This window comes from Acaricomes phytoseiuli DSM 14247, assembly GCF_000376245.1.
Lineage (GTDB): Bacteria > Actinomycetota > Actinomycetes > Actinomycetales > Micrococcaceae > Renibacterium > Renibacterium phytoseiuli.
In genome coordinates this window covers 25257-46167 of sequence record NZ_AQXM01000047.1, presented here as the reverse complement: position 1 = coordinate 46167, position 20911 = coordinate 25257, and the positions used below count along the sequence as shown (strand labels likewise).

At 61.6% G+C, this 20911-nt stretch carries 18 protein-coding genes and 1 pseudogene; 5 read left to right on the top strand and 14 right to left on the bottom strand.

Features of this window, described 5'->3' with window-relative positions:
* Positions 1 to 172 precede the first annotated feature (172 nt).
* Both C501_RS12395 and C501_RS0103575 read left to right on the top strand, forming a co-directional pair.
* Positions 173 to 1093 (top strand): agmatine deiminase family protein, encoded by a 921-nt coding sequence (locus tag C501_RS12395; RefSeq protein WP_083906528.1) that lies wholly within the window; start codon positions 173 to 175, stop codon positions 1091 to 1093.
* Positions 1094 to 1096: 3 nt separating this feature from the next.
* A complete protein-coding gene (locus C501_RS0103575) occupies positions 1097 to 1675 on the top strand; it encodes a TetR/AcrR family transcriptional regulator (RefSeq protein WP_018134261.1) in 579 nt (192 codons plus the stop codon).
* On the opposite strand, the gene C501_RS0103570 is transcribed toward C501_RS0103575, so the two are convergent.
* Complete coding sequence (locus tag C501_RS0103570; protein WP_018134260.1) at positions 1668 to 4058, bottom strand: ATP-binding cassette domain-containing protein; 2391 nt, start codon at positions 4056 to 4058, stop codon at positions 1668 to 1670. The two genes, C501_RS0103575 and C501_RS0103570, sit on opposite strands and share 8 nt — an antisense overlap.
* A 30-nt stretch (positions 4059 to 4088) precedes the next feature.
* Positions 4089 to 4670: a helix-turn-helix domain-containing protein gene (locus C501_RS0103565; protein ID WP_026174572.1), complete on the bottom strand. Its 582-nt coding sequence runs from the start codon at positions 4668 to 4670 to the stop codon at positions 4089 to 4091.
* A gap of 189 nt (positions 4671 to 4859) precedes the next feature.
* On the opposite strand from C501_RS0103565, the gene C501_RS0103560 reads away from it, so the two are divergent.
* Both C501_RS0103560 and C501_RS0103555 read left to right on the top strand, forming a co-directional pair.
* On the top strand, positions 4860 to 5366 hold the full coding sequence (locus tag C501_RS0103560) for a GNAT family N-acetyltransferase (protein WP_018134258.1): 507 nt from the start codon (positions 4860 to 4862) through the stop codon (positions 5364 to 5366).
* A 36-nt stretch (positions 5367 to 5402) separates the two neighbouring features.
* Positions 5403 to 5678 (top strand): glutaredoxin domain-containing protein, encoded by a 276-nt coding sequence (locus tag C501_RS0103555; RefSeq protein WP_018134257.1) that lies wholly within the window; start codon positions 5403 to 5405, stop codon positions 5676 to 5678.
* Here C501_RS0103555 and C501_RS0103550 read toward each other — a convergent pair.
* The 8 genes from C501_RS0103550 to C501_RS0103515 all read right to left on the bottom strand — a co-directional run bounded on the left by C501_RS0103550 (position 5656) and on the right by C501_RS0103515 (position 12851).
* On the bottom strand, positions 5656 to 6372 hold the full coding sequence (locus C501_RS0103550) for a lipoate--protein ligase family protein (RefSeq protein WP_018134256.1): 717 nt from the start codon (positions 6370 to 6372) through the stop codon (positions 5656 to 5658). The two genes, C501_RS0103555 and C501_RS0103550, sit on opposite strands and share 23 nt — an antisense overlap.
* Positions 6369 to 7184, bottom strand: coding sequence for a thioesterase family protein (locus C501_RS0103545; protein ID WP_026174571.1), 816 nt, complete (start codon positions 7182 to 7184; stop codon positions 6369 to 6371). Before C501_RS0103545 ends, C501_RS0103550 begins: the two co-directional genes overlap by 4 nt.
* Positions 7185 to 7219: 35 nt before the next feature.
* The gene (locus C501_RS0103540; protein ID WP_018134254.1) at positions 7220 to 7711 is read right to left on the bottom strand and encodes a DedA family protein; all 492 of its coding nucleotides are present in this window, start codon (positions 7709 to 7711) and stop codon (positions 7220 to 7222) included.
* Between the two features lie 67 nt (positions 7712 to 7778).
* Entirely contained in the window at positions 7779 to 8756 is a 978-nt protein-coding gene (gene nrdF, locus C501_RS0103535) for a class 1b ribonucleoside-diphosphate reductase subunit beta (RefSeq protein WP_018134253.1), read from the bottom strand.
* 73 nt (positions 8757 to 8829) lie between these two features.
* Complete coding sequence (gene nrdE, locus C501_RS0103530; RefSeq protein ID WP_051064456.1) at positions 8830 to 11004, bottom strand: class 1b ribonucleoside-diphosphate reductase subunit alpha; 2175 nt, start codon at positions 11002 to 11004, stop codon at positions 8830 to 8832.
* Between the two features lie 2 nt (positions 11005 to 11006).
* Positions 11007 to 11495: a class Ib ribonucleoside-diphosphate reductase assembly flavoprotein NrdI gene (gene nrdI, locus C501_RS0103525; protein ID WP_018134251.1), complete on the bottom strand. Its 489-nt coding sequence runs from the start codon at positions 11493 to 11495 to the stop codon at positions 11007 to 11009.
* The gene (gene nrdH, locus C501_RS0103520; protein ID WP_018134250.1) at positions 11492 to 11746 is read right to left on the bottom strand and encodes a glutaredoxin-like protein NrdH; all 255 of its coding nucleotides are present in this window, start codon (positions 11744 to 11746) and stop codon (positions 11492 to 11494) included. The genes nrdI and nrdH overlap by 4 nt, the downstream gene beginning before the upstream one ends.
* A gap of 334 nt (positions 11747 to 12080) precedes the next feature.
* Positions 12081 to 12851: a potassium channel family protein gene (locus C501_RS0103515; RefSeq protein ID WP_018134249.1), complete on the bottom strand. Its 771-nt coding sequence runs from the start codon at positions 12849 to 12851 to the stop codon at positions 12081 to 12083.
* A 142-nt stretch (positions 12852 to 12993) separates the two neighbouring features.
* On the opposite strand from C501_RS0103515, the gene C501_RS0103510 reads away from it, so the two are divergent.
* The gene (locus tag C501_RS0103510) at positions 12994 to 14022 is read left to right on the top strand and encodes a LysR family transcriptional regulator (protein WP_018134248.1); all 1029 of its coding nucleotides are present in this window, start codon (positions 12994 to 12996) and stop codon (positions 14020 to 14022) included.
* Here the strand turns inward: C501_RS0103510 and C501_RS0103505 are convergent.
* The 4 genes and pseudogenes from C501_RS0103505 to C501_RS0103490 all read right to left on the bottom strand — a co-directional run bounded on the left by C501_RS0103505 (position 13955) and on the right by C501_RS0103490 (position 20504).
* Positions 13955 to 15511: an aldehyde dehydrogenase family protein gene (locus tag C501_RS0103505; protein ID WP_018134247.1), complete on the bottom strand. Its 1557-nt coding sequence runs from the start codon at positions 15509 to 15511 to the stop codon at positions 13955 to 13957. The two genes, C501_RS0103510 and C501_RS0103505, sit on opposite strands and share 68 nt — an antisense overlap.
* 38 nt (positions 15512 to 15549) lie before the next feature.
* Positions 15550 to 17918 (bottom strand): annotated as a pseudogene (gene metE / locus C501_RS12390) (5-methyltetrahydropteroyltriglutamate--homocysteine S-methyltransferase).
* A gap of 139 nt (positions 17919 to 18057) precedes the next feature.
* On the bottom strand, positions 18058 to 18969 hold the full coding sequence (locus tag C501_RS0103495; protein WP_018134243.1) for a methylenetetrahydrofolate reductase: 912 nt from the start codon (positions 18967 to 18969) through the stop codon (positions 18058 to 18060).
* A gap of 338 nt (positions 18970 to 19307) precedes the next feature.
* Positions 19308 to 20504: an ROK family transcriptional regulator gene (locus tag C501_RS0103490; RefSeq protein WP_043568102.1), complete on the bottom strand. Its 1197-nt coding sequence runs from the start codon at positions 20502 to 20504 to the stop codon at positions 19308 to 19310.
* Between the last annotated feature and the right edge of the window lie 407 nt (positions 20505 to 20911).

The window sequence follows — 20911 nt, the reverse complement described above, 5'->3', positions numbered from 1 at the left end:
GAGATACATCCTTCCAGCGAGGACGAATCCTCACAGATCAGATGTCAACCAAACCCGGGGCAGACCCATCAGAGACCACTTCCTACAGTAGACGCTTACGACAAGCTCCTACCGAACAAGAACCGGAACAAACCGTCCTGATACGCCCTGTACTTGTCACTTCAGGACAGCTATAGGAATACCGGGCCAAGGGCAGCAGAATCTCGCGGATATCGCGAACGCCATAGCCGATTTCGAACCAGCGTCCATGCTCGTCCGCTCCACTGATACCGAACTCGCCCGGAGCCTGATGCCGAGCTCTTCGATCGATTTCGTCACCACCGATATGGATGACTTCTGGATGCGCGACACAGGTCCGGTTTTTGTGCAGAACGGAGTCAAGCAGGCTGGTGTTGACCTCAACTTCAATGGCTGGGGCGAGAAGCAGGAATACCGCGATGATGCTCAAGTCGCCCAGTTCACAGCAGAGCGCGCCGGAGTGGAACTCATCACTACGGACCTCATCCTAGAAGGCGGCGCTATCGAGGTCGACGGAGAAGGCACCGCGATCATCACGGAAAGCTGTGTGCTCAATGACAACCGGAACCCTGGGCGCACGAAAGCTGAGGTCGAGCAGGAACTCGACCGCCTGCTGGGCATCAAGAAAGTGATCTGGCTGCCCGGAATCGTGGGTAAGGATATTACCGACGGGCATACTGACTTCTATGCTCGGTTCACATCACCGGGTGTCGTGGTGGCGAGCCTCGATAACGATCCGCAATCCTATGACTACGCGGTCACCCGCAGGCACCTGGAAATCCTGCGCACCGCAACCGATGTCCAGGGCCGGGAACTGCAGGTTGAAGTGCTGGAAGCCCCCTCGGTGACCCGTGCGGGGTACGAGGAAGAGTTCGCCGCCGGTTACATCAACTTCTACGTATGCAATGGAGCTGTGATCGCCCCCGAGTTCGGTGATAGCGAAGCTGATTCTGCCGCCCGGACAACGCTGGAGAAACTCCTCCCGGAGCGGCAGATCATCCAGATCAGTATCAACGGCGTCGCAGCCGGCGGTGGTGGTATTCAATGCGCCACGCAGCAAGAACCGGCGCTGTAGTCCATGCCGAAGAAAACTGCTCAAGAGCGCCGCACGGAAATTCTCGATGCTGCTCTCCGGGTGATCGCCGAATCCGGGGTGCGCGGACTTCGAGTAGAGCAGCTGGCTGCCGAAGCCGGGGTCTCCACAGCCCTGATCTACTATCACTTCAAAGACCGCTCAGGTGTGCTCCTCGCCGCTCTGGAACACGTCAACCGTCAGGCAGAGGAGTACACCGAACCCGCGCTCGCCCAGGAGGATCCGGAAGATCGGCTGCGGCAGCTGCTTCTTCTCGAGCTGCAGGACACTCATGCACACCGGCTCAACAGCATCGCCTGGGGCGAGCTGAGGGCCAGTGCCGTGTTCACTCCCGAACTCCGGGAACCGCTGAGAGCCAGCACTCAGAAGTGGACAGAGGACATTCGAGTGCTTCTGGAGGAGGTAGGGCACACAGACTCAGCCGCGGCCGCCGAGCATCTCACCGCCTTGCTGGAGGGCCTCAGCGAACGCTGGCACGGCGGGTCGATCACCTACCCAACAGCACAGCGCACACTATCCCGGGCGATCAACCTGGAACTCAGCGCCACTGACTCGGCTAGCTGATGTACGCGGCAAGATGTTCGCCGGTGAGGGTATCCTGCTTCTTCGCCAGTTCAGCAGGGGTACCCTCGAAGACAACCTTCCCGCCGTCATGACCGGCCCCCGGGCCGAGGTCGATGATCCAGTCGGCATGGGCCATCACCGCTTGATGATGCTCGATCACGATCACCGATTTGCCGGACTCCACCAGCCGGTCGAGTAAACCGAGGAGCTGCTCGACATCGGCCAGATGCAGGCCGGTAGTCGGTTCGTCGAGAACGTAGACACCGCCCTGCTCCCCCATATGCATCGCCAGCTTGAGCCTCTGCCGCTCACCGCCGGAGAGCGTATTCAACGGCTGGCCGAGGGTCAGGTAGCCCAGGCCGACATCGGCCAGATGGGTCAGGATCTTATGCGCGGCCGGCAGCTTGGCCTCCCCCGCACCGAAGAACCCCTCTGCATCGCTGACGCTCATGGCCAGGACCTCGCTGATATCTTTTCCGCCCAAGTGGTACTCGAGCACCGAAGCATCGAACCGCTTGCCTTCGCAGACCTCGCAGGTGCTCGCGACACTGGCCATGATGCCCAGCTCGGTGTAGATCACGCCGGCCCCATTGCAATTGGGGCAGGCCCCTTCCGAATTGGCGCTGAAAAGCGCCGGCTTCACGCCATTGGTCTTGGCGAAGGCTTTGCGGATCGGCTCGAGCAGCCCGGTATAGGTCGCCGGGTTGCTGCGCCGCGAACCCTTGATGGGCGTCTGATCCACGGAGATCACGCCTTCCTGCCCCGCTACGTAGCCGTCGATCAGCGAGCTCTTGCCGGAACCTGCGACTCCGGTCACCGCGACGAGCACGCCCAGCGGAATATCGACGTCCACCTTCTGCAGGTTATGGGAGCTCGCCCCCCGGATCTCCAGCTTTCCGGAACTCTTGCGCACGCTGCCCTTGATCTGTGCCCGATCATCCAGATGCTTTCCGGTGAGTGTGCCGCTGCCCCGCAGCTCGTCCAGAGGGCCTTCGAACATGAGTTGCCCGCCCGCGCTTCCCGCCCCGGGGCCCAGATCGACGATGTGGTCGGCGATAGCGATCATCTCCGGCTTATGCTCCACCACGAGCACGGTATTGCCCTTATCCCGCAGCCTCAGCAGCAGCTCGTTCATCCGCTGGATATCGTGCGGATGCAGGCCGATGGTCGGCTCGTCGAAGACATAGGTGACATCGGTGAGCGCGGAGCCCAGATGCCGGATCATCTTGGTGCGCTGCGCTTCGCCGCCGGAGAGGGTTCCCGCGGGCCGGTCCAGGGAAAGGTATCCCAGCCCGATCTCCACAAAAGAATCAAGGGTCTCCCCCAGCGCCTTCAGCAAAGGAGCCGCAGAGGGTTCGTCGAGTCCGCGCACCCATCCGGCGAGATCACTGATCTGCATGGCGTAGGCATCGGCGATGCTGATCCCGGCGATTTTCGAAGATCTCGCCTCGGTGGTCAGCCGGGTGCCATCGCACTCCGGGCAGATACTGAAAGTGATCGCACGCTCCACGAAGCGGCGGATATGCGGTTGCATCGCCTCCGGGTCTTTGGAGAGCATCGATTTCTGGATCTTCGGGATGATGCCCTCGAACGTGAGGTTGACGCCCTCGACCTTGATCTTGGTGGGTTCCTGGTAGAGCAGACTCTTGAGCTCTTTCTGGGTGTACTTGCCGATCGGCTTGGTCATATCGAAGCCGGCACCGCTGAAGATCCTCCCGTACCAGCCGTCCATGCTGTAACCCGGTACCAGCAGTGCGCCCTCGCTCAGGGATTTGGAGTCGTCGTAGAGCGCGCTCAGGTCGAAGTCCGTTACGGAGCCACGGCCTTCGCAGCGCGAACACATGCCGCCGGTGATACTGAAGCTGCGCCGCTCCTTGATCTTCTCGCCGCCACGTTCCAGGGTCACCGCGCCGGCACCGCTGATCGAAGCCACGTTGAAGGAGAACGCCTGCGGCGAGCCGATATAGGGCTGCCCCAATCTGCTGAAGAGGATCCGCAGCATGGCCCCGGTATCCGTCGCGGTGCTCACCGTCGATCGCGGGTCGGAGCCCATCCGCTGCTGATCGACGATGATCGCCGTGGTCAAACCCTCGAGGACGTCGACATCGGGCCGGTCCAGATTCGCCATGAACCCCTGCAGGAAGGCGCTGTAGGTCTCGTTGATCATGCGCTGGGATTCTGCAGCGATGGTCGAGAACACCAGAGAGCTCTTGCCCGAGCCGGAGACGCCCGTGAAAACGGTCAGCCGGCGCTTCGGGATCTCCAGGCTGATGTCTTTGAGGTTGTTCTCCCGAGCACCTCGAACCCGGATCAGGTCATGCTGGTCAGCTGTCTGCGGATTCGAAGACTGCGCTGCGGTTGCCTGCTTCGGCGAGGTAGTCATTCTTGTATGATAATTCCCTCGGTCTGTGGATCAGGCGAGATCATTGAGGTGGACGTGCTTGCCCTCTTGACTGAACAGACTGAGCATCTCGACAGCCTGCGGGCCGGCAGCATCGAACCAGTGCGGGGTGCGGGTATCGAACTCCGCGGCCTCCCCGGGACTGAGGAAAAATTCGTGGCCTCCGAGAATTAACCGCAGCTCGCCGTCGATCACGTAGAGCCATTCATAACCTGCATGTCCCTGAGGCGTAGGCTTAGCGGGTTTCGATTTGCCGGGAAGAACATGCTTGTACACGTTGATCCCGCTGCCCTCGCGGCTAAGCGGCAGGATGATCTGGCCGAAGCGCTGCAAAGGCCTGATGTGCACGCGCGGATCCCCGAGCGCCGGAGCGCCTACGAGATCGTCAAGAGGCACCCCATAATGCTCTGCAAGTGGCAGCAGGAGTTCCAGCTGGGGTTTGCGCTGGCCGGATTCCAGCCGGGAGAGCGTGCTCACTGAGATTCCGATGACATCGGCGACTTCAGCCAGCGTGAAGCGCCGTTCGGTGCGGATCCTGCGTAAGCGGTCGCCTACGGCGGAGAGCACAAGGTAAAGGTTCGCTTTTTCAGGCATATCTACATTCTCGACCATTCCTGACTGTTCCTGAGCAGAGCTGCCGGTTCAGCAAGCACCAGGCCGACCATAAAGTTCGCTGCCGAGAAGAACCCGAAGTAGTGCGGCTACCGAACACGCCTTACTATGGCATAAAGGCGTAGTGGCGCCCGCCAGTCACATCGGCTGCCGAAAGAATAGGAGCGATCAATGAGCAGTCCCGTTACCCTCATCGCCCAGACCTCGCCCCTGCCCTTCGAATTGGATATCAGCACGCGGGCCCTGGAGTCCGCCGATATCGCAGGACTCGGTGAGCTGTACTTTACCGCTTATGACGCCGGCCTCGCCGAGGCTTCGCTCGAAGAGGCCAAGAACGTCATGGCCGAGATCTTCGACGGGAAGCTCGGCTCGCTGCTCAGCGATGCTTCCCATGCCGCGTTGAGTGATGACGGCAGCATCGTCGCCGCGATACTCGTGGTGGAACGCGCCACTCATGAAGGCGCACCGGAGTCGCCTTTCTTGATCGAGTTGTTCACCGATCGCGCCCATCGGCGGCGAGGCCTGGCGGAACGGCTGGTTCTGGTCGCCGGGGATAAGCTCTTCCACTCCGGCCATCAGCAGGTAGCCGTCCGCGTCGACGATGAGAATTCGGCTGCACTGGCGCTTTACCTCTCCATGGATTTCCGACGCTGGGATGCGGAAGAGCAAGAAGACTGAAAACAAACACGGACTCGGATACTGGGGGATCAAGAAATGACAGAACTGAAGCTTGCCGATTACATTCCGCAGGCGGGCCAGCTTACCATATTCTCTACTTTATGGTGCGGTTTCTGTACGAATCTGAAAGCTGAACTCGATGCCCAGGGCGTCCTCTATCAGGACTTCAACCTCGGCTTCACGGACGGCGCGGCAGAACTGGTTCAAGAACTGAACCAGGGTGAGGAGACTGTGCCGACCGTGATCTTCCCCGATGGCTCCAGCGCAACCAATCCTTCCCTGAACGAGGTCATGCAACGGCTCGGCGGCTGATCTTTTCCAGAATCGCGGCCTCTGTATCAGCCACAGTGACCGCGGGATTGAGATCGACCGCGGCGCCGACGGTCCCCGGATCCCACTCCAGCCCTAGTTCCCGGTAGCAGTCGATCAATACCTGGCGCAGTGAATCAGTCCCCTGGACGACCACTGCTGCGCTGAACAACCAGGCACCTGAGACCACGCGCTGCGCTGTTCCGACGAGTTTGACTCGTTCCTCCGCCCGCGGCAGTCCTTCTGGTACCGTCCCGTGAACGCTGTATTCCCCGGGGCAGTACTCCCCCGGGATCTCCCCGAGCGCTGCTGGCACGTTCAGCTCAGTGAGCAGCTCCGTGAACCATTCCCCGAAGCGGCCAAATCTTTTCTGGGAGCCGAGGATCGCATCGGATTCCGCTTGGATCCAATCCACTACCAGGCAACCGCGATGATAGGGCATGGCTCGGCCGCCGGCCTTGCGCACCAAGGGAGTGAAACCCTGTGCCGCAGCAGCCTGGTAGGCCCGTTCGAAACCTGGCAGCCGGGTGTCCCGTTGGCCGAAGGCCATGGTTGGTTCAGGCCGGTAGATTCGAATGGTGTCTGCGCGCTTGCCCTGCCGGACCTCGTCGAGCAGTTCCAGGGCATGGTTCAGATCCTGTTCGGCCCCGGCGCTGCGCGATGGCCGTATGATCTCCGGCGCCACCTGAGCTCTCATGCGTTCAGTCGGCGAACCGTGAGGATCTGCTCTGCTCTGCCGAAAGGCCCGCTCGCATCGTGCAGAACCGAGGAAGTCAGCCCGATGCCGTCGGCGCCGAAACTCACCGATGTGTCCAGGCCGAGCCATTCACCGGAGGGCTCGCGGTGAAGATGGATGGATAGATCCGTATTGGGGTAGATATATTCCTTCTTGCTGGGGTCGATGAGCGGAACGATGCCGTTGGCGGTATCCACCAGGCCCATGAGCCGCGCCAGCTCTGAGCTGGGCTGATCGGCCACCAACTCGGGGGCGCCGCGCAGCCATACCTGGCCTCGCCCCGGGATGTTTCCCGGCGCGGTGTAGATCTCCAGCGAGCGGATGAAGCCGCCGGGCCAGATCAACGACGTGTCCGGGTGGTCCAACTCGGAATCCAGCCCCGGAATCCGCCGGTCCTGAGTGGCCGCGACCTCGGTGGTGTCCGAACGCTGGAGTCGCCACGCGGTGGCGCGCACCGCTGGCCGCTCCCCTGCGATCAGTTCTGCCTGGATCAGTTCGATCGTCTTACCCGGACGCAGAACGGAGGTCTCCACCCGGAATTCACCGCCGGGGATCATCCCGAGGATATCGAAGCTGACCCGGGCGAGCCGCAGCTCCGGACGGGGCTGAAAATTCTCCAGTTCCCGGACGAGGAGCCCGGTGACCGGAGCCATATGCTGCTCTTGCGGGTTCCAGGCGCCTTGGGCGTGAAGGGTAGAGGTGAACCACCCGGGCCCGTTCTCCACGTAATACCCTGCTGCTTCGGGAAGAGACTCACTAGTCTCGGCGCTCATCTGAGAAGACACGTCAAAGAGTTTACCGTCCCGACTCAGTGCTTCCGCTCGGAATCGTTGGCGCGCTGCGTCATCCTGCGGCGGAACAGAAGAGTCACCGTGATGACGACGACCAAGCCCAGCGGGGCGAGCATAACCCCGGGCTCTCCGCCAATCATATCGATAGCCGCGGTAAAGAAGGCCAAGCCGACGGTGGCGTACAGCAGCGCCCAGAGCACCGAACCGACGACGACAGCCGGCAGGTACCGGCTGGGATACGGCATGCGGGTAGCACCGGCACTGAAATTGATGGCCGTCTGCAGGCCCACGGTCAAGAAGCACAGGCTGACAGCGATAGCACCCCAGCGCGCCACGAGCTCCTCGGCCCGGGCCATGCCGGGTGAGTCGAGATAACGGCGCATTCTGGTGCGCCGCCCTCCGGCGACTGCCCCACGCCCAGCCCAGTAGGTGGCATTGGCCCTGAGCATCACGATCACGAAAAGCGCGGCAACAGCTAGGCCGAACGGCAATGACAGGAAGTAATCCACAATGCCGTTATCCTCTCATGATGCGCTGAGCGGGCACTATGCCGGAGGCCACATCACGATGAAGCGCTCAGAACTCCCAGTCCTCGTCCTCGGTGTTGACCGCTTTGCCGATGACGTAGGAAGAACCTGAGCCGGAGAAGAAGTCGTGATTCTCATCGGCGTTCGGCGACAGGGCAGAGAGGATCGCCGGATTCACGTCCGTGACCGAGGAGGGGAACATCGCCTCGTAGCCCAGATTCATCAGGGCTTTGTTGGCGTTGTAGTGCAGGAACTTCTTCACGTCTTCGCTCAGGCCGACGCTGTCGTAGAGATCGTGGGTGTATTGGACCTCGTTCTCGTACAGTTCGTACATGAGATCGAAGGTGTAGTTCTTGATCTCCTCGCGTTTCTCCTCGCTCACCAGCTCCAAGTTGCGCTGGAACTTGTAGCCGATGTAATAGCCGTGCACGGCTTCATCCCGGATGATCAGCCGGATGAGATCTGCCGTGTTCGTCAGTTTGGCCCTGGAGGACCAGTACATTGGCAGATAGAAGCCAGAGTAGAAGAGGAAGGACTCCAACAAGGTGGAGGCGACTTTCCGTTTGAGCGGCTCATCTCCCTGGTAGTAGTCCATGACGATCCGGGCTTTTTTCTGCAGGTTCTCGTTCTCTACGGACCAGCGGAAGGCCTCGTCGATCTCCTTCGTAGAGCACAGCGTGGAGAAGATCGAGGAGTAGCTCTTGGCGTGCACCGACTCCATGAAGGCGATATTGGTGTACACCGCCTCCTCATGTGGGGTTAGCGCATCCGGGATGAGGCTCACCGCACCTACCGTGCCCTGGATGGTGTCCAGGAGGGTCAGGCCGGTGAAGACCCGCATGGTGAGCTGCTGCTCCTCAGCAGTCAGCGTGCCCCAGGACTGCACGTCATTGGAGAGCGGTACCTTCTCCGGGAGCCAGAAGTTATTGACGAGTCGGTTCCAGACCTCTACGTCTTTATCGTCCTGGATCCGGTTCCAGTTGATCGCCTGCACGTGATCGACCAGCTTGAGCTTATCGGGGGTCATCTCTCTTCTTTCCTGCTAACAGTCAGTCCTGGATCGTTGTCTTCGGGCGGTGCCTGCAGGCACCGCCCGAAGCTCACAGCATGCAGCTAACGCAGCCCTCTACTTCGGTGCCCTCGAGAGCCAGCTGGCGCAGCCGGATGTAGTAGATCGTCTTGATCCCTTTGCGCCAGGCGTAGATCTGCGCCTTGTTGATATCCCGGGTGGTGGCCGTGTCCTTGAAGAACAGGGTCAGGGACAGGCCCTGGTCCACGTGCTGGGTCGCTGCGGCGTAGGTGTCGATGATCTTCTCGTAGCCGATTTCGTAGGCATCCTGGTAGTACTCCAGGTTGTCGTTGTTCAGGTACGGTGCCGGGTAGTAGACCCGGCCGATCTTGCCTTCTTTGCGGATCTCGATCTTCGAGGCCACCGGGTGGATCGAGGATGTCGAATTGTTGATGTAGCTGATCGAGCCGGTCGGCGGAACCGCCTGGAGGTTCTGGTTGTAGATTCCGTGCTCCATGACCGAGGCTTTGAGCTCCTGCCAGTCCTCGCGAGTGGGGATATGGATCTTAGCGAAGAGTTCCTTGACCCGTTCCGTCTGCGGAATCCACTCGGTGTGAGGGTCGGTGTATTTGTCGAAGAACTCGCCGCTGGCGTACTTGGAGTTCTCGAAGCCGCCGTAGGCCTGCCCTCTGTCCATCGCGAGCTGGTTCGAGGTCCGCAGCGCGTGGTAGAGCACGCTGTAGAAGTAGATGTTGGTGAAGTCGAGGCCTTCTTCGCTGCCGTAGTGGACCCGCTCCCGGGCCAGGTAGCCGTGCAGGTTCATCTGGCCCAGGCCGATGGCGTGGGATTGCGCATTGCCTTCCGAGACCGAAGGCACGGAGCGGATGTCGGACATTTCCGAGACCGCGGTCAGTGCACGGATCGAGGTCGCGATGGATGAGCCGAAGTCCGGTGAGTCCATGGTCTTGGCGATGTTCATGGAGCCGAGGTTGCAGGAGATATCCTTGCCGATCTCGGCATAGCTGAGGTCGTCGTTGTACAGCGACGGCGAGGAGACCTGCAGGATCTCGGAGCAGAGATTGCTCATCGTGATCTTGCCCGCCACCGGATTGGCGCGGTTCACGGTGTCCTCGAACATGATGTACGGGTAACCGGATTCGAACTGGATCTCCGCGAGGGTCTGGAAGAACTCGCGGGCGCTGATCTTGCTCTTCTTGATCCGCGCGTCATCGACCATCTCGTAGTACTTCTCGGTCACCGAGATATCGGAGAACGGCACGCCGTAGACTTTTTCCACGTCATAGGGCGAGAAGAGGTACATGTCCTCGTTCTTCTTGGCTAGCTCGAAGGTGATATCCGGTACCACCACGCCCAGGGAGAGTGTCTTGATCCGGATTTTCTCATCGGCGTTCTCGCGCTTGGTATCCAGGAAGCGGTGGATGTCCGGGTGATGGGCGTGCAGGTACACGGCACCGGCACCCTGCCGGGCGCCCAGCTGATTGGCGTAGGAGAAGCTGTCTTCGAGCAGCTTCATCACCGGGATGACGCCAGAGGACTGGTTCTCGATCTGCTTGATCGGGGCCCCGTGCTCCCGGATATTGGTGAGCGATAGCGCCACGCCGCCGCCGCGCTTGGAAAGCTGCAGCGCCGAATTGATGCCCCGTGCGATGGACTCCATATTGTCCTCGATGCGCAGCAGGAAGCAGGAGACGAGCTCGCCGCGTTGCCGCTTGCCGGCGTTGAGGAAGGTCGGGGTAGCCGGCTGGAAGCGGCCATCGATGATCTCGTCGACGAGCTGGGTGGCCAGTTCTTGGTCTCCGCGGGCAAGGTGCAGGGCGACCATGCAGACCCGGTCTTCATAACGCTCGAGGTAGCGCTGGCCATCGAAGGTCTTCAGCGTGTACGAGGTGTAGAACTTGAAAGCGCCCAGGAAGGTCTCGAAGCGGAACTTCTTGGCGTAGGCGCGCTTGAAGAGATCCCGGATGAAGTTCATCGTGTACTGATCGAGGGTCTCCCGCTCGTAGTACTCGTTCTTCACCAGATAGTCGAGCTTCTCTTCGAGGTCGTGGAAGAAGACCGTGTTGTTGTTTACGTGCTGGAGGAAGTACTGATGCGCTGCTTCCCGATCCGCAGCGAACTGGATCTTCCCTTCGGCATCGTAGAGATTGAGCATCGCGTTGAGTTCGTGATAGCCTAGGCCCTCATACTTGGCAGGCGTCTGCTCGCTCGCTGCCGGCGGGGTATCTGTCGTGGTATCCGTCTGCATGGTCAGCGGCTCCGCGGTTGTCGTGTCCAAAACTGTTCCAATCCCTGCTGAACCCGGGTGACATCCTCTGAGGTGCCCATGAGTTCGAATCGATAAAGAAGGGGTACTGAGCATTTCTCGGCGACGATGTCACCGGCTAAGCAGTACGCATCCCCGAAGTTCGTATTGCCTGCGGCGATCACGCCTCGTAGTAAGGAGCGGTTCTCCGTCAGGTTGAGGAACTTGATCACCTGCTTCGGCACCGCCCCGAGCCCGTTGCCTCCGCCGTACGTGGGAAGCACCAGGACGAAGGGCTGCTGTGCGCGAAGGGTCTCCGCTTTGCTCAGCACTGGGAGCCTTGCGGCTTTCATCTTCAGCTTCTCTACGAAACGATGCGTGTTCCCGGAGACCGAAGAGAAGTAGATCAACTGATCCGAAACTGATTCCGGAGCTTGCTCCCTGGGGGCGAGCCGGCCCACCGAATCCAAGGAGGCGGCGGCCCCGTTGCTCATGCTACTGAGCTCGCGCCGTTCTGGGAGTTCCCTGCGAGCTGGTCGATCTTGTCCGGACGGAAGCCGGACCAGTGATCCTGCTCGGTGACGACGACCGGGGCCTGCAGGTAGCCCAGCGCCTGTACTCGCTCGAGGGCTTCGGGGTCCTGCGAGAGATCGATGCTCTGGTAAGCGATGCCCTTTTTGTCCAGCGCTCGGTAAGTGGCGTTGCACTGCACGCACGCTGGCTTGGTGTATACCGTGACCGTCATGATCCTTCTTCTCCCATCGACGGGGGGATCACTCCCCCGGACCCCATGATTACGGGAATCGCCGTCTGCGTATGTTCTCTGAAATCTTCGTAGTATTCCCGCAAGCCGCACTGCCTGTCTTGAGATCCTGTTCCAGAATCTGCACCAGGCCGTATCAGGCTGCACGTTCGATACTACATATAGTGATGTTCGATTGCTCGGACCCCAAGATGATGTATTACAAGTATGTCATTTTGTGCACCGATAGTCCACAGGCAAGGCGTTGAAAAACCTGAGAAATCCGTGGATCCTGCGACGTTACCCACACCCTGTGGAACACTCGCGGTGCATAAAGTCACGGCGTGTCGAAATCGTGCCGGGCGTGTCGCAACCGGGCGTTCTCCTCACGCAGTGCACGCATCTCTGCCATCAGCTCGGCATCGGGGTCAGCGTCAGCGCCGCCGTCCGCTTGCCCGGCTGACTTCCCCTGAGCGGTTTCTTGGCTGATCCTCTCCATGAAGCACGAGGCCAGGGCGCCGGTGATCACACCCAGGGCGGAGATCCCGGCCACCATCAGCGCTATCGCGATGAGCCGGCCCATCGGAGTCACCGGATAGAAGTCGCCGTAACCCACCGTGGTGACGGTGACGATGGCCCACCACAGAGCATTCGGGAAGTTGCGGATATTGCTCTCCGGATCGTTTTGTTCAGCATCGAGCACGGCGAGAGCGCCGATCAGGACGAGCAGGATGGTGCTTCCCAGCAGGTAAACGCTGACCCGCTCCCGGAAACGCGATCTGGCCTGGCCCTGGAGTACCGACAGAAGCGGTATCAACCGCAGTAGTCGCAGCGGGCGCAGGACCGGCAGGATCAGCATCAGGAGCAGATGCACATGCCGCCAGAACCAGCTACTGCGATTCTCCGCCAGATACCAGCTCACGAAATAGTCGATGCCGAAGAGCATCCAGAGCCCGATCAGCAGCACATCGAGGGCTAGGATCTGACCGTCTGAGATATCGAAAAGAATCTGGATGGCATATCCGATCAAGAACAGCAGCGCTCCGACCGCCAGGGGAATCTCGGTGTACTTCTCCCAGCGGGCCAGGTTCCAGCCGCCCTGGACCACCTTCTGGTGCCCCCGCTGATGCTATGTCTGCTTTGTCTGCTGGTTTGGCTGCCGACCGCTTTACTGTTTGCTCCGCCATGCCAGTACTATGCCAGTCTCAGGACGTTTGAGCTGAACCTCATCGAATCCGGAAGGAATCCCCGTGGTCAATCCGACGCATCTGCGGACTCTGCTGGAAGTCTCCCGGTGGGGTTCATTCAGTGCTGCCGCAACGCATCTGGGGTACACCGCCTCAGCCGTATCCCAGCAGATGTCGGCGCTGGAGCGGGATGCCGGAGTCCGGCTCTTCGAGCGCTCCGCACGATCCATTCAGATGACCGAAGCCGCCAATGTGATGATCCGGCACGCGGCCAAAGTGCTCACTGACCTGGACGCTCTGCTCGCAGCAGCCGGCAAAGCGGCCGAACGCACCACTCAGGAACTGCGGTTGGGGCTCTTCCCCTCGCTCGCCACCTATGTGCTGCCCAAGGTCTTGGAGACCGAGGCTTGGCAGAAACTGGATTGGTCCTTGCGGCTCCGGGTGGCGGAGCCCGCGCAGACGCTCCAGGGCCTGCGCGCTGAAGGCGATCTGGATATCGCGCTCGTCTACCAGGTAGGCCAATCAGGGCTCGCCTGGCCGCATACCCTGGACCGGCAATGGGTTGCCGACGATCAGTTCCGGGTGGTGCTGCCGCGCTCCTGGGGCATCCGGGACGGTGCCACGATAACTACCGCTCAGCTCGATGAGCTGCCCTGGATCATGCACCATCCGGGCACCCCGGATGCGATGGTGATCGAACGGCTTTTCGGGTCCTGCAATTTGCGCCCCCAGGTCGTCACATACAGCGATGACTTCACCGCGAGCCTGGCACTCAGCTCGGTCGGTGTGGGTGCGGCTCTGGTGCCGGATCTCGTCCTGCGGACGAGCGATGCGGACCTGGTCGTCGTCGATGTTCCGGAATTCCGGATCGCCCGCTCCATCTTCGCGCTGTTCCCCAGGGATACCGGCGGGGAGCCGGGCGAGGGAACCGCGCAAAGGTCCCGTGCCGACCGTGGCACGCCACGGGACCCGGCAGCCCTGGCGAATTTCGTCGAGCTGCTCAGCATGGGGTACGCCGAGGCGATCAGCGTTTCTTCAGACGCTTCTGCACAGCCCGGGCGCCACCGCCGATCCGCGCCGCCAGCCGGGTGATCACCTGGCGTTTGAACGGCGTGAACGGCGGATAGATGAACTTCAGCGTGTCTGGGAACAGCGGTTTGTCCAGAATCGATTTGCGATGGCTGAAGAGCTCGATCGAGTTCTTGCCGTGATAAGCCCCCATCCCGCTCGGCCCGACGCCACCGAAGGGAAGTCCGGGTACCAGCAGCTGCGCCACCGGTACCCCGAAGCACAGGGCCCCGGATGAGGTCCGTTCGGTGAAGGCCCTGCGGGTTTCCCGATCCCGGCTGAAGACGTAGAAGGCCAGCGGCTTATCGCGCTGATTGATGAAGCTGACCGCTTCCTCCGAGCCGGCCACCTCCAGCACCGGCAGGATCGGCCCGAAGATCTCCTCCTGCATCACCGCGTCATCCGGGCCCGCCTGAAGGACCGTCGGCGCGATATAGCGCTCCTCCGCTTTCGCATCGCCGCCGGCGACCGGCGTGGCCCCGTCCAGTAAAGCCATGAGCCGATCGTGATGCCGGGAGTTCACAATCCGGCTGTAATCCGGGCTCAGCGCAGGCTCCGGCCCGAAAAAATCGGCGATCGCCTCCGGCAGCAGCCGCTCCAGCTCCGCCTTGGCATGCGGCGTAGCCAGTAGGTAATCGGGTGCGACACAGGTCTGGCCTGCATTGAGGTACTTGCCCCAGGCGATCCGCGCGGCAGCAGCCCGGAGATCAACGGTCTCATCGACGTACACCGGGGATTTACCGCCCAGCTCCAGGGTCACCGGAGTCAGCTGCCGGGCGGCGGCACTCATGATGATCCGACCCACAGCACCATTGCCGGTGTAGAAGATGTAGTCGAACTTCTGCTCGAGCAGTTCCGTAGTCTCCTCCACAGCGCCCTCCACGACCTGCACGGCTGCACCCAGATACTCCGGAAGCAGCCGGGCCAGCAGTGCGGAGACAGCCGGAGCCAGCTCGCTGGGTTTGATCACCGCGGTATTGCCGCAGGCCAGGGCTCCGATGAGCGGCACGAGCGCCAGCTGCACCGGATAGTTCCACGGGGTGATGATCAGCACCACTCCGTAAGGCTCGTAAGCGATCCGGGCGCTGGCCGGCTGCAGGGCCAGGGGCACGGTAGTACGCTCCGGTCTGAGCCAGCGGCGCAGATGCTTCAGAGTATGGCTGAGCTCGGTTCCGGTGAACCCCACCTCGGTCAGCCAGGACTCATCGACGGGTTTGGCTAAATCCTGTTGCAGCGCATCGAGGAACTCCTCGGTGTTCTCGGTCAGCATCCGCTGCAGGTCTCGCAGCCGTGATACCCGCCAGTCCAGACTCCTGGTTGCTCCGGAGTCGAAGACCCCCCGGGCTGCGGCCACCGCCGCAGCGGCCGCTTCCGCTGCGCTGGGTTTTCCAGATTCCCCAGGTTTCCCTGGTTTTCCAGTGCCTTGTCCAGTCTGCTGCTCGGTCTGCCCTGTGCCGGCTCTCGAGCTGTCGGTGGAGCCCTCAGCCTCTTTGCCTGACGTCACGGTACTCATGAACCTAACTTACCTATCAGTAACTTATCTGACCAGTGTCAGTTCCCTTCCCGCTGGTTCTTCCGCCCGTCGCCGGCAAGCCGCTCACCGATCTGCTCCCGCACCGCTTCGGCAGCCAGCACCAGATTCCGCAGCGACGCCTCAACCTCCGAGTACCCCCTGGTCTTCAACCCGCAATCAGGGTTCACCCAGAGCTGGCGCACGGGAATCCGGGCCAGTGCCGTCTCCAGCAACCCGGTCAGTTCACCCTGCCCCGGCACCCGTGGTGAGTGGATATCGTAGATACCAGGGCCCACTGCCCTGCTGAAGCCGTACTCCCCCAGATCCGCGGCCACTTCCATCCGGGAACGAGCGGCTTAGATCGACGTGACATCCGCATCGAGCCCATCGATCGCCTCGATAACTTCGCCGAACTCCGAATAACACAAATGCGTATGCACCTGAGTGCTCTCATCCGCACCGGAAGTCGCCAGCCGGAAAGCGGCAACGGCCCAGTCCAGGTAGGTTTGGCGATCCGCCCGGCGCAGCGGCAGCAGCTCGCGCAAAGCGGGCTCATCGACCTGGATGATTCGCAGACCCTCGGCTTCGAGATCGGAGATCTCCTGCCGGAGCGCGAGAGCCACCTGACGCGCGGTATCCGAAAGCGGCTGATCCTCCCGGACGAACGACCAGGCGAGGATGGTGACAGGCCCCGTCAGCATGGCTTTGACCGGTTTAGACGTCAGAGATTGCGCGAAAGCACTCCACTCCACCGTCATCGGCTCCTCCCGGACAACATCCCCCAGAGAATCGAAGGCCGGGTGCAACGGCTGCCGTAGGACTGCACCCACCCCTGCTGGGTGATCGCGAAGCCTGCCAATTGCTCTCCGAAGTACTGCACCATATCGTTGCGCTCTGCTTCGCCGTGCACCAGAACATCCAGACCCAGCTCCTCTTGGAGGTCCACTGCCCTGCGGATCTCCTCCCGGAGCAGCTGCCGGTACTCCGCACCGCTCAGCTCTCCCCTGGCGTTGCGAGCCCGGGCTGATCTGATCTGCGGGGTCTGCGGAAAGGAGCCGATAGTTGTCGTGGGAAGCTCCGGCAGGCAGAGCCTGGCCGCTTGCGATGCTGCCCGGCGGCCGTAGTCGACGCGCTCGAAATCCGCCGCAGAAAGCTCCGCCAGCTGCTGCCTCACCGCTGGCTGCCATACCCCGCGAGCATCGGCGCGTGAGACGAGCAGCGCGGTGCTGGCCTCGATCCGCTCTACGACCGACGCGGGGTTCTTCAGGTGCTGTGCCAGGGTCAGAACTTCGGTGATCTTCTGGTCTGCGAACGCCAGCCAGCTGCGCAGCACCGGGTCCAGCCGGTCCTCAGCGGCGGCATCGTACGGGACGTGGAAAGTGGATGTCGCGGTGCAGACCGCGACGTCGATTCCGGTATCGCGGAGTTCTTCCAGCACCGCTGCTGAGGCAGCCAGATCATTGCGCCAGATATTGCGTCCGTCAACCACCCCGGCGACCAGCGTGGTGCCGGCCAGCCCGGCGGCCAGCGCAGGTAGGTCTTCGGGGATGCCGCCGCGGACCAGGTCCAGGTGCAGAGCTTCGATCTGAGCCCCTGCCAGTATCGGCAGCGCGGCACCGACGCTGCCATAGGGCGTGCTGACCAGAATTCTAGGACGCTTCTGCTGTGCTGGCAGAGTGCTGAGCACTCGGTAGGCCTCGGCGGTGGCAGCAAGGATCTCCGCCTCTGGCACTGCCCAGTCTGCGCAGAGCGCCGGCTCGTCGAGCTGTACCCATGAGACCCCTGCTCCGGCCAGTGCATTGAGGAATTCGGTGTAGACGGGCAGCAGATCCGCGAGCCGGTTGAGCGGCTGGAAATCCTGCGGGGCGCCCTGCTCTGCTTTGCTCAGCAACAGAAAAGAGACGGGCCCCAGAAGATAAGGACGGCTGTCGATGCCTTGCTCAAGCAGCGCCCGGGTATCGTCCAGAAGGTGCCGCGAACTGAGCGAAAACTGGGTCTGCGGGCCGACCTCCGGAACCAGGTAGTGATAATTGCTATCGAACCACTTGGTCATCTCCAGCGGCAGCCGATGCTCGTCACCCCTGGCCAAAGCGAAGTACCCCGCGGTATCCAGCTGACCGCTGGAGTCGCGCAAATCCTCGAAGCGCACCGGGATCGCACCTAAAAGGACAGCCGCGTCGAGCACCTGATCGTAGGCAGAGAAGTCTCCAGGAATCGCCCCGGCACCAGTCAGCCCGGTCGCGATCAGGTGCCTGGCCGCCGCAAGCTGCAAGCGGCGGGCCTCGGCTTGGAACTCTTCGGCGTCGATCCGGCCGGCCCAGTACGACTCGAGGGCTCTTTTCAGCTCGCGTCGCGATCCGATACGCGGGTAACCCAGAATCGTGGCTGTCGGAAAGCTCGTCGCCATGGCGTTGCCACCGGCTTGATGCCCCTGGGAGCTCTGCGCGGCCGTGAATTCGCGATGCTGTGCTGATGAGGTCATGGGGTCCTCCAAAATGAAAATAGTTCTGTGGGGTGCGGGCAATGACAGGGGAAGGGGCGAGAACTTAAGCCGCCGGCCTGGGTAAGTCCAGACGTTCCAAAACGTCGAGTGCACTACGGTGCTCGTTGAAGGTGTAAAGGTGGATTCCCGGTGCGCCGGCCTCCAGCGCTACCCGTGCCAGCCGTACGGTCGCGGCGACTCCAATGCGACGGCGGGTAGCATCATCATCGACTGCGGCCAACTCCGCCAGGAGGGCCTCATCCGGAGCTGCCCCGCTGAGCTCGGCAAGCCTGCGCAACCGGACCAGACTGGTGAGCGGCATGAGCCCCGGAATGATCGGAATGCTGACTCCCGCCCGTTGCGCCCGGCTCAGCAGATCCTCGTACTCGGCGGGGTGGAAGAACACCTGAGTGATCGCGAAATCAGCCCCGGAGCGCTGCTTGGCAAGGAGCACCTCGATATCGTGAGCGCTATCCGGTGACTCCGGATGCTTGGCCGGATATGCCGCCACTCCGATAGCCAATTTGCCTGCCGCGAGCAGCGCAGAGCGGCGCTGCTCTACGCGCCGGATCAGTTCGACGAGGTCCTGCGCATGAAGCAGGCCGCGCTCATCGGGCTGCTCCGATGCCCTCGTTTGGCTCGGGGCCCGGTCTCCGCGCAGAGCCAGTATGCCGCGCACGCCGTGGTCCAGTAACTCGGCGATGAGCAGAGCCAATTCTTGAGCCGTATTGCCAATACAGGTCAGATGCGCGAGCGGGCGCAGGGAGGTCTCCTGCAGCTGGCGCAGCAGGCTCACTGCGGTATCCCGGTTAGAGCCGCTGGCACCGTAGGTCACAGAAACATAGTCGGGATGAGTGCTCTCCAGAGCCCGGATGGTCTCCCAGAGGCTATCCGCGGCGGCAGGGGTCCGGGGTGGAAAGAGTTCGTAGGAAAGCGCCGGCGGAGCGGGTGGCAGAGCAAGGTTCGGTGGTGACATTTGCATTCCTTCGTGCACTGACCCGGCTGGACGCGCGGGAATTCAGATATGGAAAGCCCGTCCCGTAGGTGGCCCTTTGGCAGGACACGAGGACGAACAGCAAATGTCAGACCCTCATGGGGGCACCCACACCCCCGGATGCCGGGGATCGCTGACATCAAGAATCAGTGCCGAAGCGAAGCGGGGCACTGTAGTTCTTCTCTGATCCTAAGAAGGCTCTGGACCAAAGGCAACAGATTTCGACAATAAGTCAGAGTCTTACGCCCGGCCGGAAAGCGCTGAGAGTGGGGCTCCGGTTCCGGAGCCCCACTCTCAGCAGGCTTAGTGCGGCGTCTGGCTCAGGCGTTGGCCGCGAGCATCAGGGACGAAGCATGCGGCCCGAAACTCTCCTCCAGTACCAGGCAGGCCGCGCCGACTGCGCCGACGTTCTTGGGCACTGCGGTTCCCATAACTTTCAGACTATGCACTTTCGTGGTCGCGCTGAAGTCCGCAAGCCGGGCCGGCAGCTCGGCCAGAAAAAGATCCTGGAAATACTTCCAGTACGGGCCGCCGAAAACCACATGATCGACATCCAGCAAGTTCACCTGCGCCGACAGCAGCGTGGCGAAACGGTCCAAGGTACGATCCATGATCTCCCGCGCCGCCGCATCACCGGCTTGCGCAGCCTCGGCGAGTGCCGCCATCTGCTCCTGCAGCGAAGCGCTCTTGAGTTTGCTCAATGCCTTCACGCCGGCCTCAACGGCCTCGGTGACGATATCTTCCGGCATGCAACTGCCCTTGACCCGGCCGCGGAAGCCGTCGACTTCCCTGGTGCTCTCACGGTCGGTGATGAAGAGCCCGACTTCACCCGCGTTACCCGAACTGCCCCGGACCACCTCATCTTCGAGCACAATGCCCGAGCCGATCCCGGTGCCCATATAGACGAAAATGAAGCTACCCGCACCGGACTGGCCACCGGACCAGATCTCGGCGACCGCTGCTGCGGTGACGTCCTTATCCAGGATCACCGGTAAGTCAACCGCTTCGCTGAGCTCTTTTCGCAGCTCGACTTTGCCCCAGCCCGGCATATGCGGCGGGTCGACCACTTCGCCGGCAGGGCCGTTGATAGGTCCTGGTGAGGCAACGCCGAGGCCCGCGATCTTAGCCCGGGGCACCTGGAATTCCTTGACGATGGACTCGGTCTCCTTGGCGATCTGAGCGATCACCGCCTTCGGCCCTTCAGCGGTGGGCAACGCCCGGTGAGCAACTACCGCGCCGGTCAAGTCCAGTAGTGCATATGTTGTTTCCGCCGGATCCAGATGCACCCCCAGAGCGTACATACCACTCGGGTTTAGCCTGAGGATAGTCCTCGGTTTACCCGGCCCGTTGCCGTACTTACCGGCTTCGACGATCAATTTCTGATCCAGGAGACGGCGGCAGATATTGGATACCGTCTGCGCCGCGAGGCCCACGATCCCAGCAAGCTCCACCCTACTCAAGCCATCTGGGCTGCGCCGGATAGCGTCCAGAATTACGGACAGATTAAAATCCCCCATACGCGGCAGATTGGTGCCGCGCCTACGTACCAATGCCTTTGCTTCCGGCAATGTCATCACATTCCTCGTCATCTTCATAGACCCACCCAGGTCGGTGCGGTTCGATGGAAGCAGCCCGCATACCCCTGGATTACCCAGCGGTACCCCGCCAGCGCGCCCCCATAGCACCGAGCCCAGTTGAATCCGATCATTCTGATGACCGAATAACACTTAAGGCGTACTCCTTGTCACCACTCTATCGAATAACCGGTATTATTCACCCGCCTAGTGAAGAAAAATCACGCATCATGCCGAATCATCTGGAGTAAATATCAACAATGCCGGTTGCAATAATGCCAGGGCCGGTTCGGCAGCATCGAACAGCACCGGGTGGCAGCGGAGACCGTTCCCCCGGCGGATGCAGCGTT

Excerpts from the sequence above, each read along its gene's own strand:
- nrdI (WP_018134251.1), bottom strand. The coding sequence starts at position 11,495 with ATGAGCAACGGGGCCGCCGCCTCCTTGGATTCGGTGGGCCGGCTCGCC.
- C501_RS0103570 (WP_018134260.1), bottom strand. The coding sequence starts at position 4,058 with ATGACTACCTCGCCGAAGCAGGCAACCGCAGCGCAGTCTTCGAATCCG.
- C501_RS0103560 (WP_018134258.1), top strand. The coding sequence starts at position 4,860 with ATGAGCAGTCCCGTTACCCTCATCGCCCAGACCTCGCCCCTGCCCTTC.
- C501_RS0103490 (WP_043568102.1), bottom strand. The coding sequence starts at position 20,504 with ATGGGGGATTTTAATCTGTCCGTAATTCTGGACGCTATCCGGCGCAGC.
- C501_RS0103505 (WP_018134247.1), bottom strand. The coding sequence starts at position 15,511 with ATGAGTACCGTGACGTCAGGCAAAGAGGCTGAGGGCTCCACCGACAGC.
- C501_RS0103545 (WP_026174571.1), bottom strand. The coding sequence starts at position 7,184 with ATGAGCGCCGAGACTAGTGAGTCTCTTCCCGAAGCAGCAGGGTATTAC.
- C501_RS0103575 (WP_018134261.1), top strand. The coding sequence starts at position 1,097 with ATGCCGAAGAAAACTGCTCAAGAGCGCCGCACGGAAATTCTCGATGCT.
- nrdH (WP_018134250.1), bottom strand. The coding sequence starts at position 11,746 with ATGACGGTCACGGTATACACCAAGCCAGCGTGCGTGCAGTGCAACGCC.
- C501_RS0103565 (WP_026174572.1), bottom strand. The coding sequence starts at position 4,670 with ATGCCTGAAAAAGCGAACCTTTACCTTGTGCTCTCCGCCGTAGGCGAC.
- C501_RS0103550 (WP_018134256.1), bottom strand. The coding sequence starts at position 6,372 with ATGAGAGCTCAGGTGGCGCCGGAGATCATACGGCCATCGCGCAGCGCC.
- nrdE (WP_051064456.1), bottom strand. The coding sequence starts at position 11,004 with ATGCAGACGGATACCACGACAGATACCCCGCCGGCAGCGAGCGAGCAG.
- C501_RS0103495 (WP_018134243.1), bottom strand. The coding sequence starts at position 18,969 with ATGTCACCACCGAACCTTGCTCTGCCACCCGCTCCGCCGGCGCTTTCC.
- nrdF (WP_018134253.1), bottom strand. The coding sequence starts at position 8,756 with ATGACCCCCGATAAGCTCAAGCTGGTCGATCACGTGCAGGCGATCAAC.
- C501_RS0103555 (WP_018134257.1), top strand. The coding sequence starts at position 5,403 with ATGACAGAACTGAAGCTTGCCGATTACATTCCGCAGGCGGGCCAGCTT.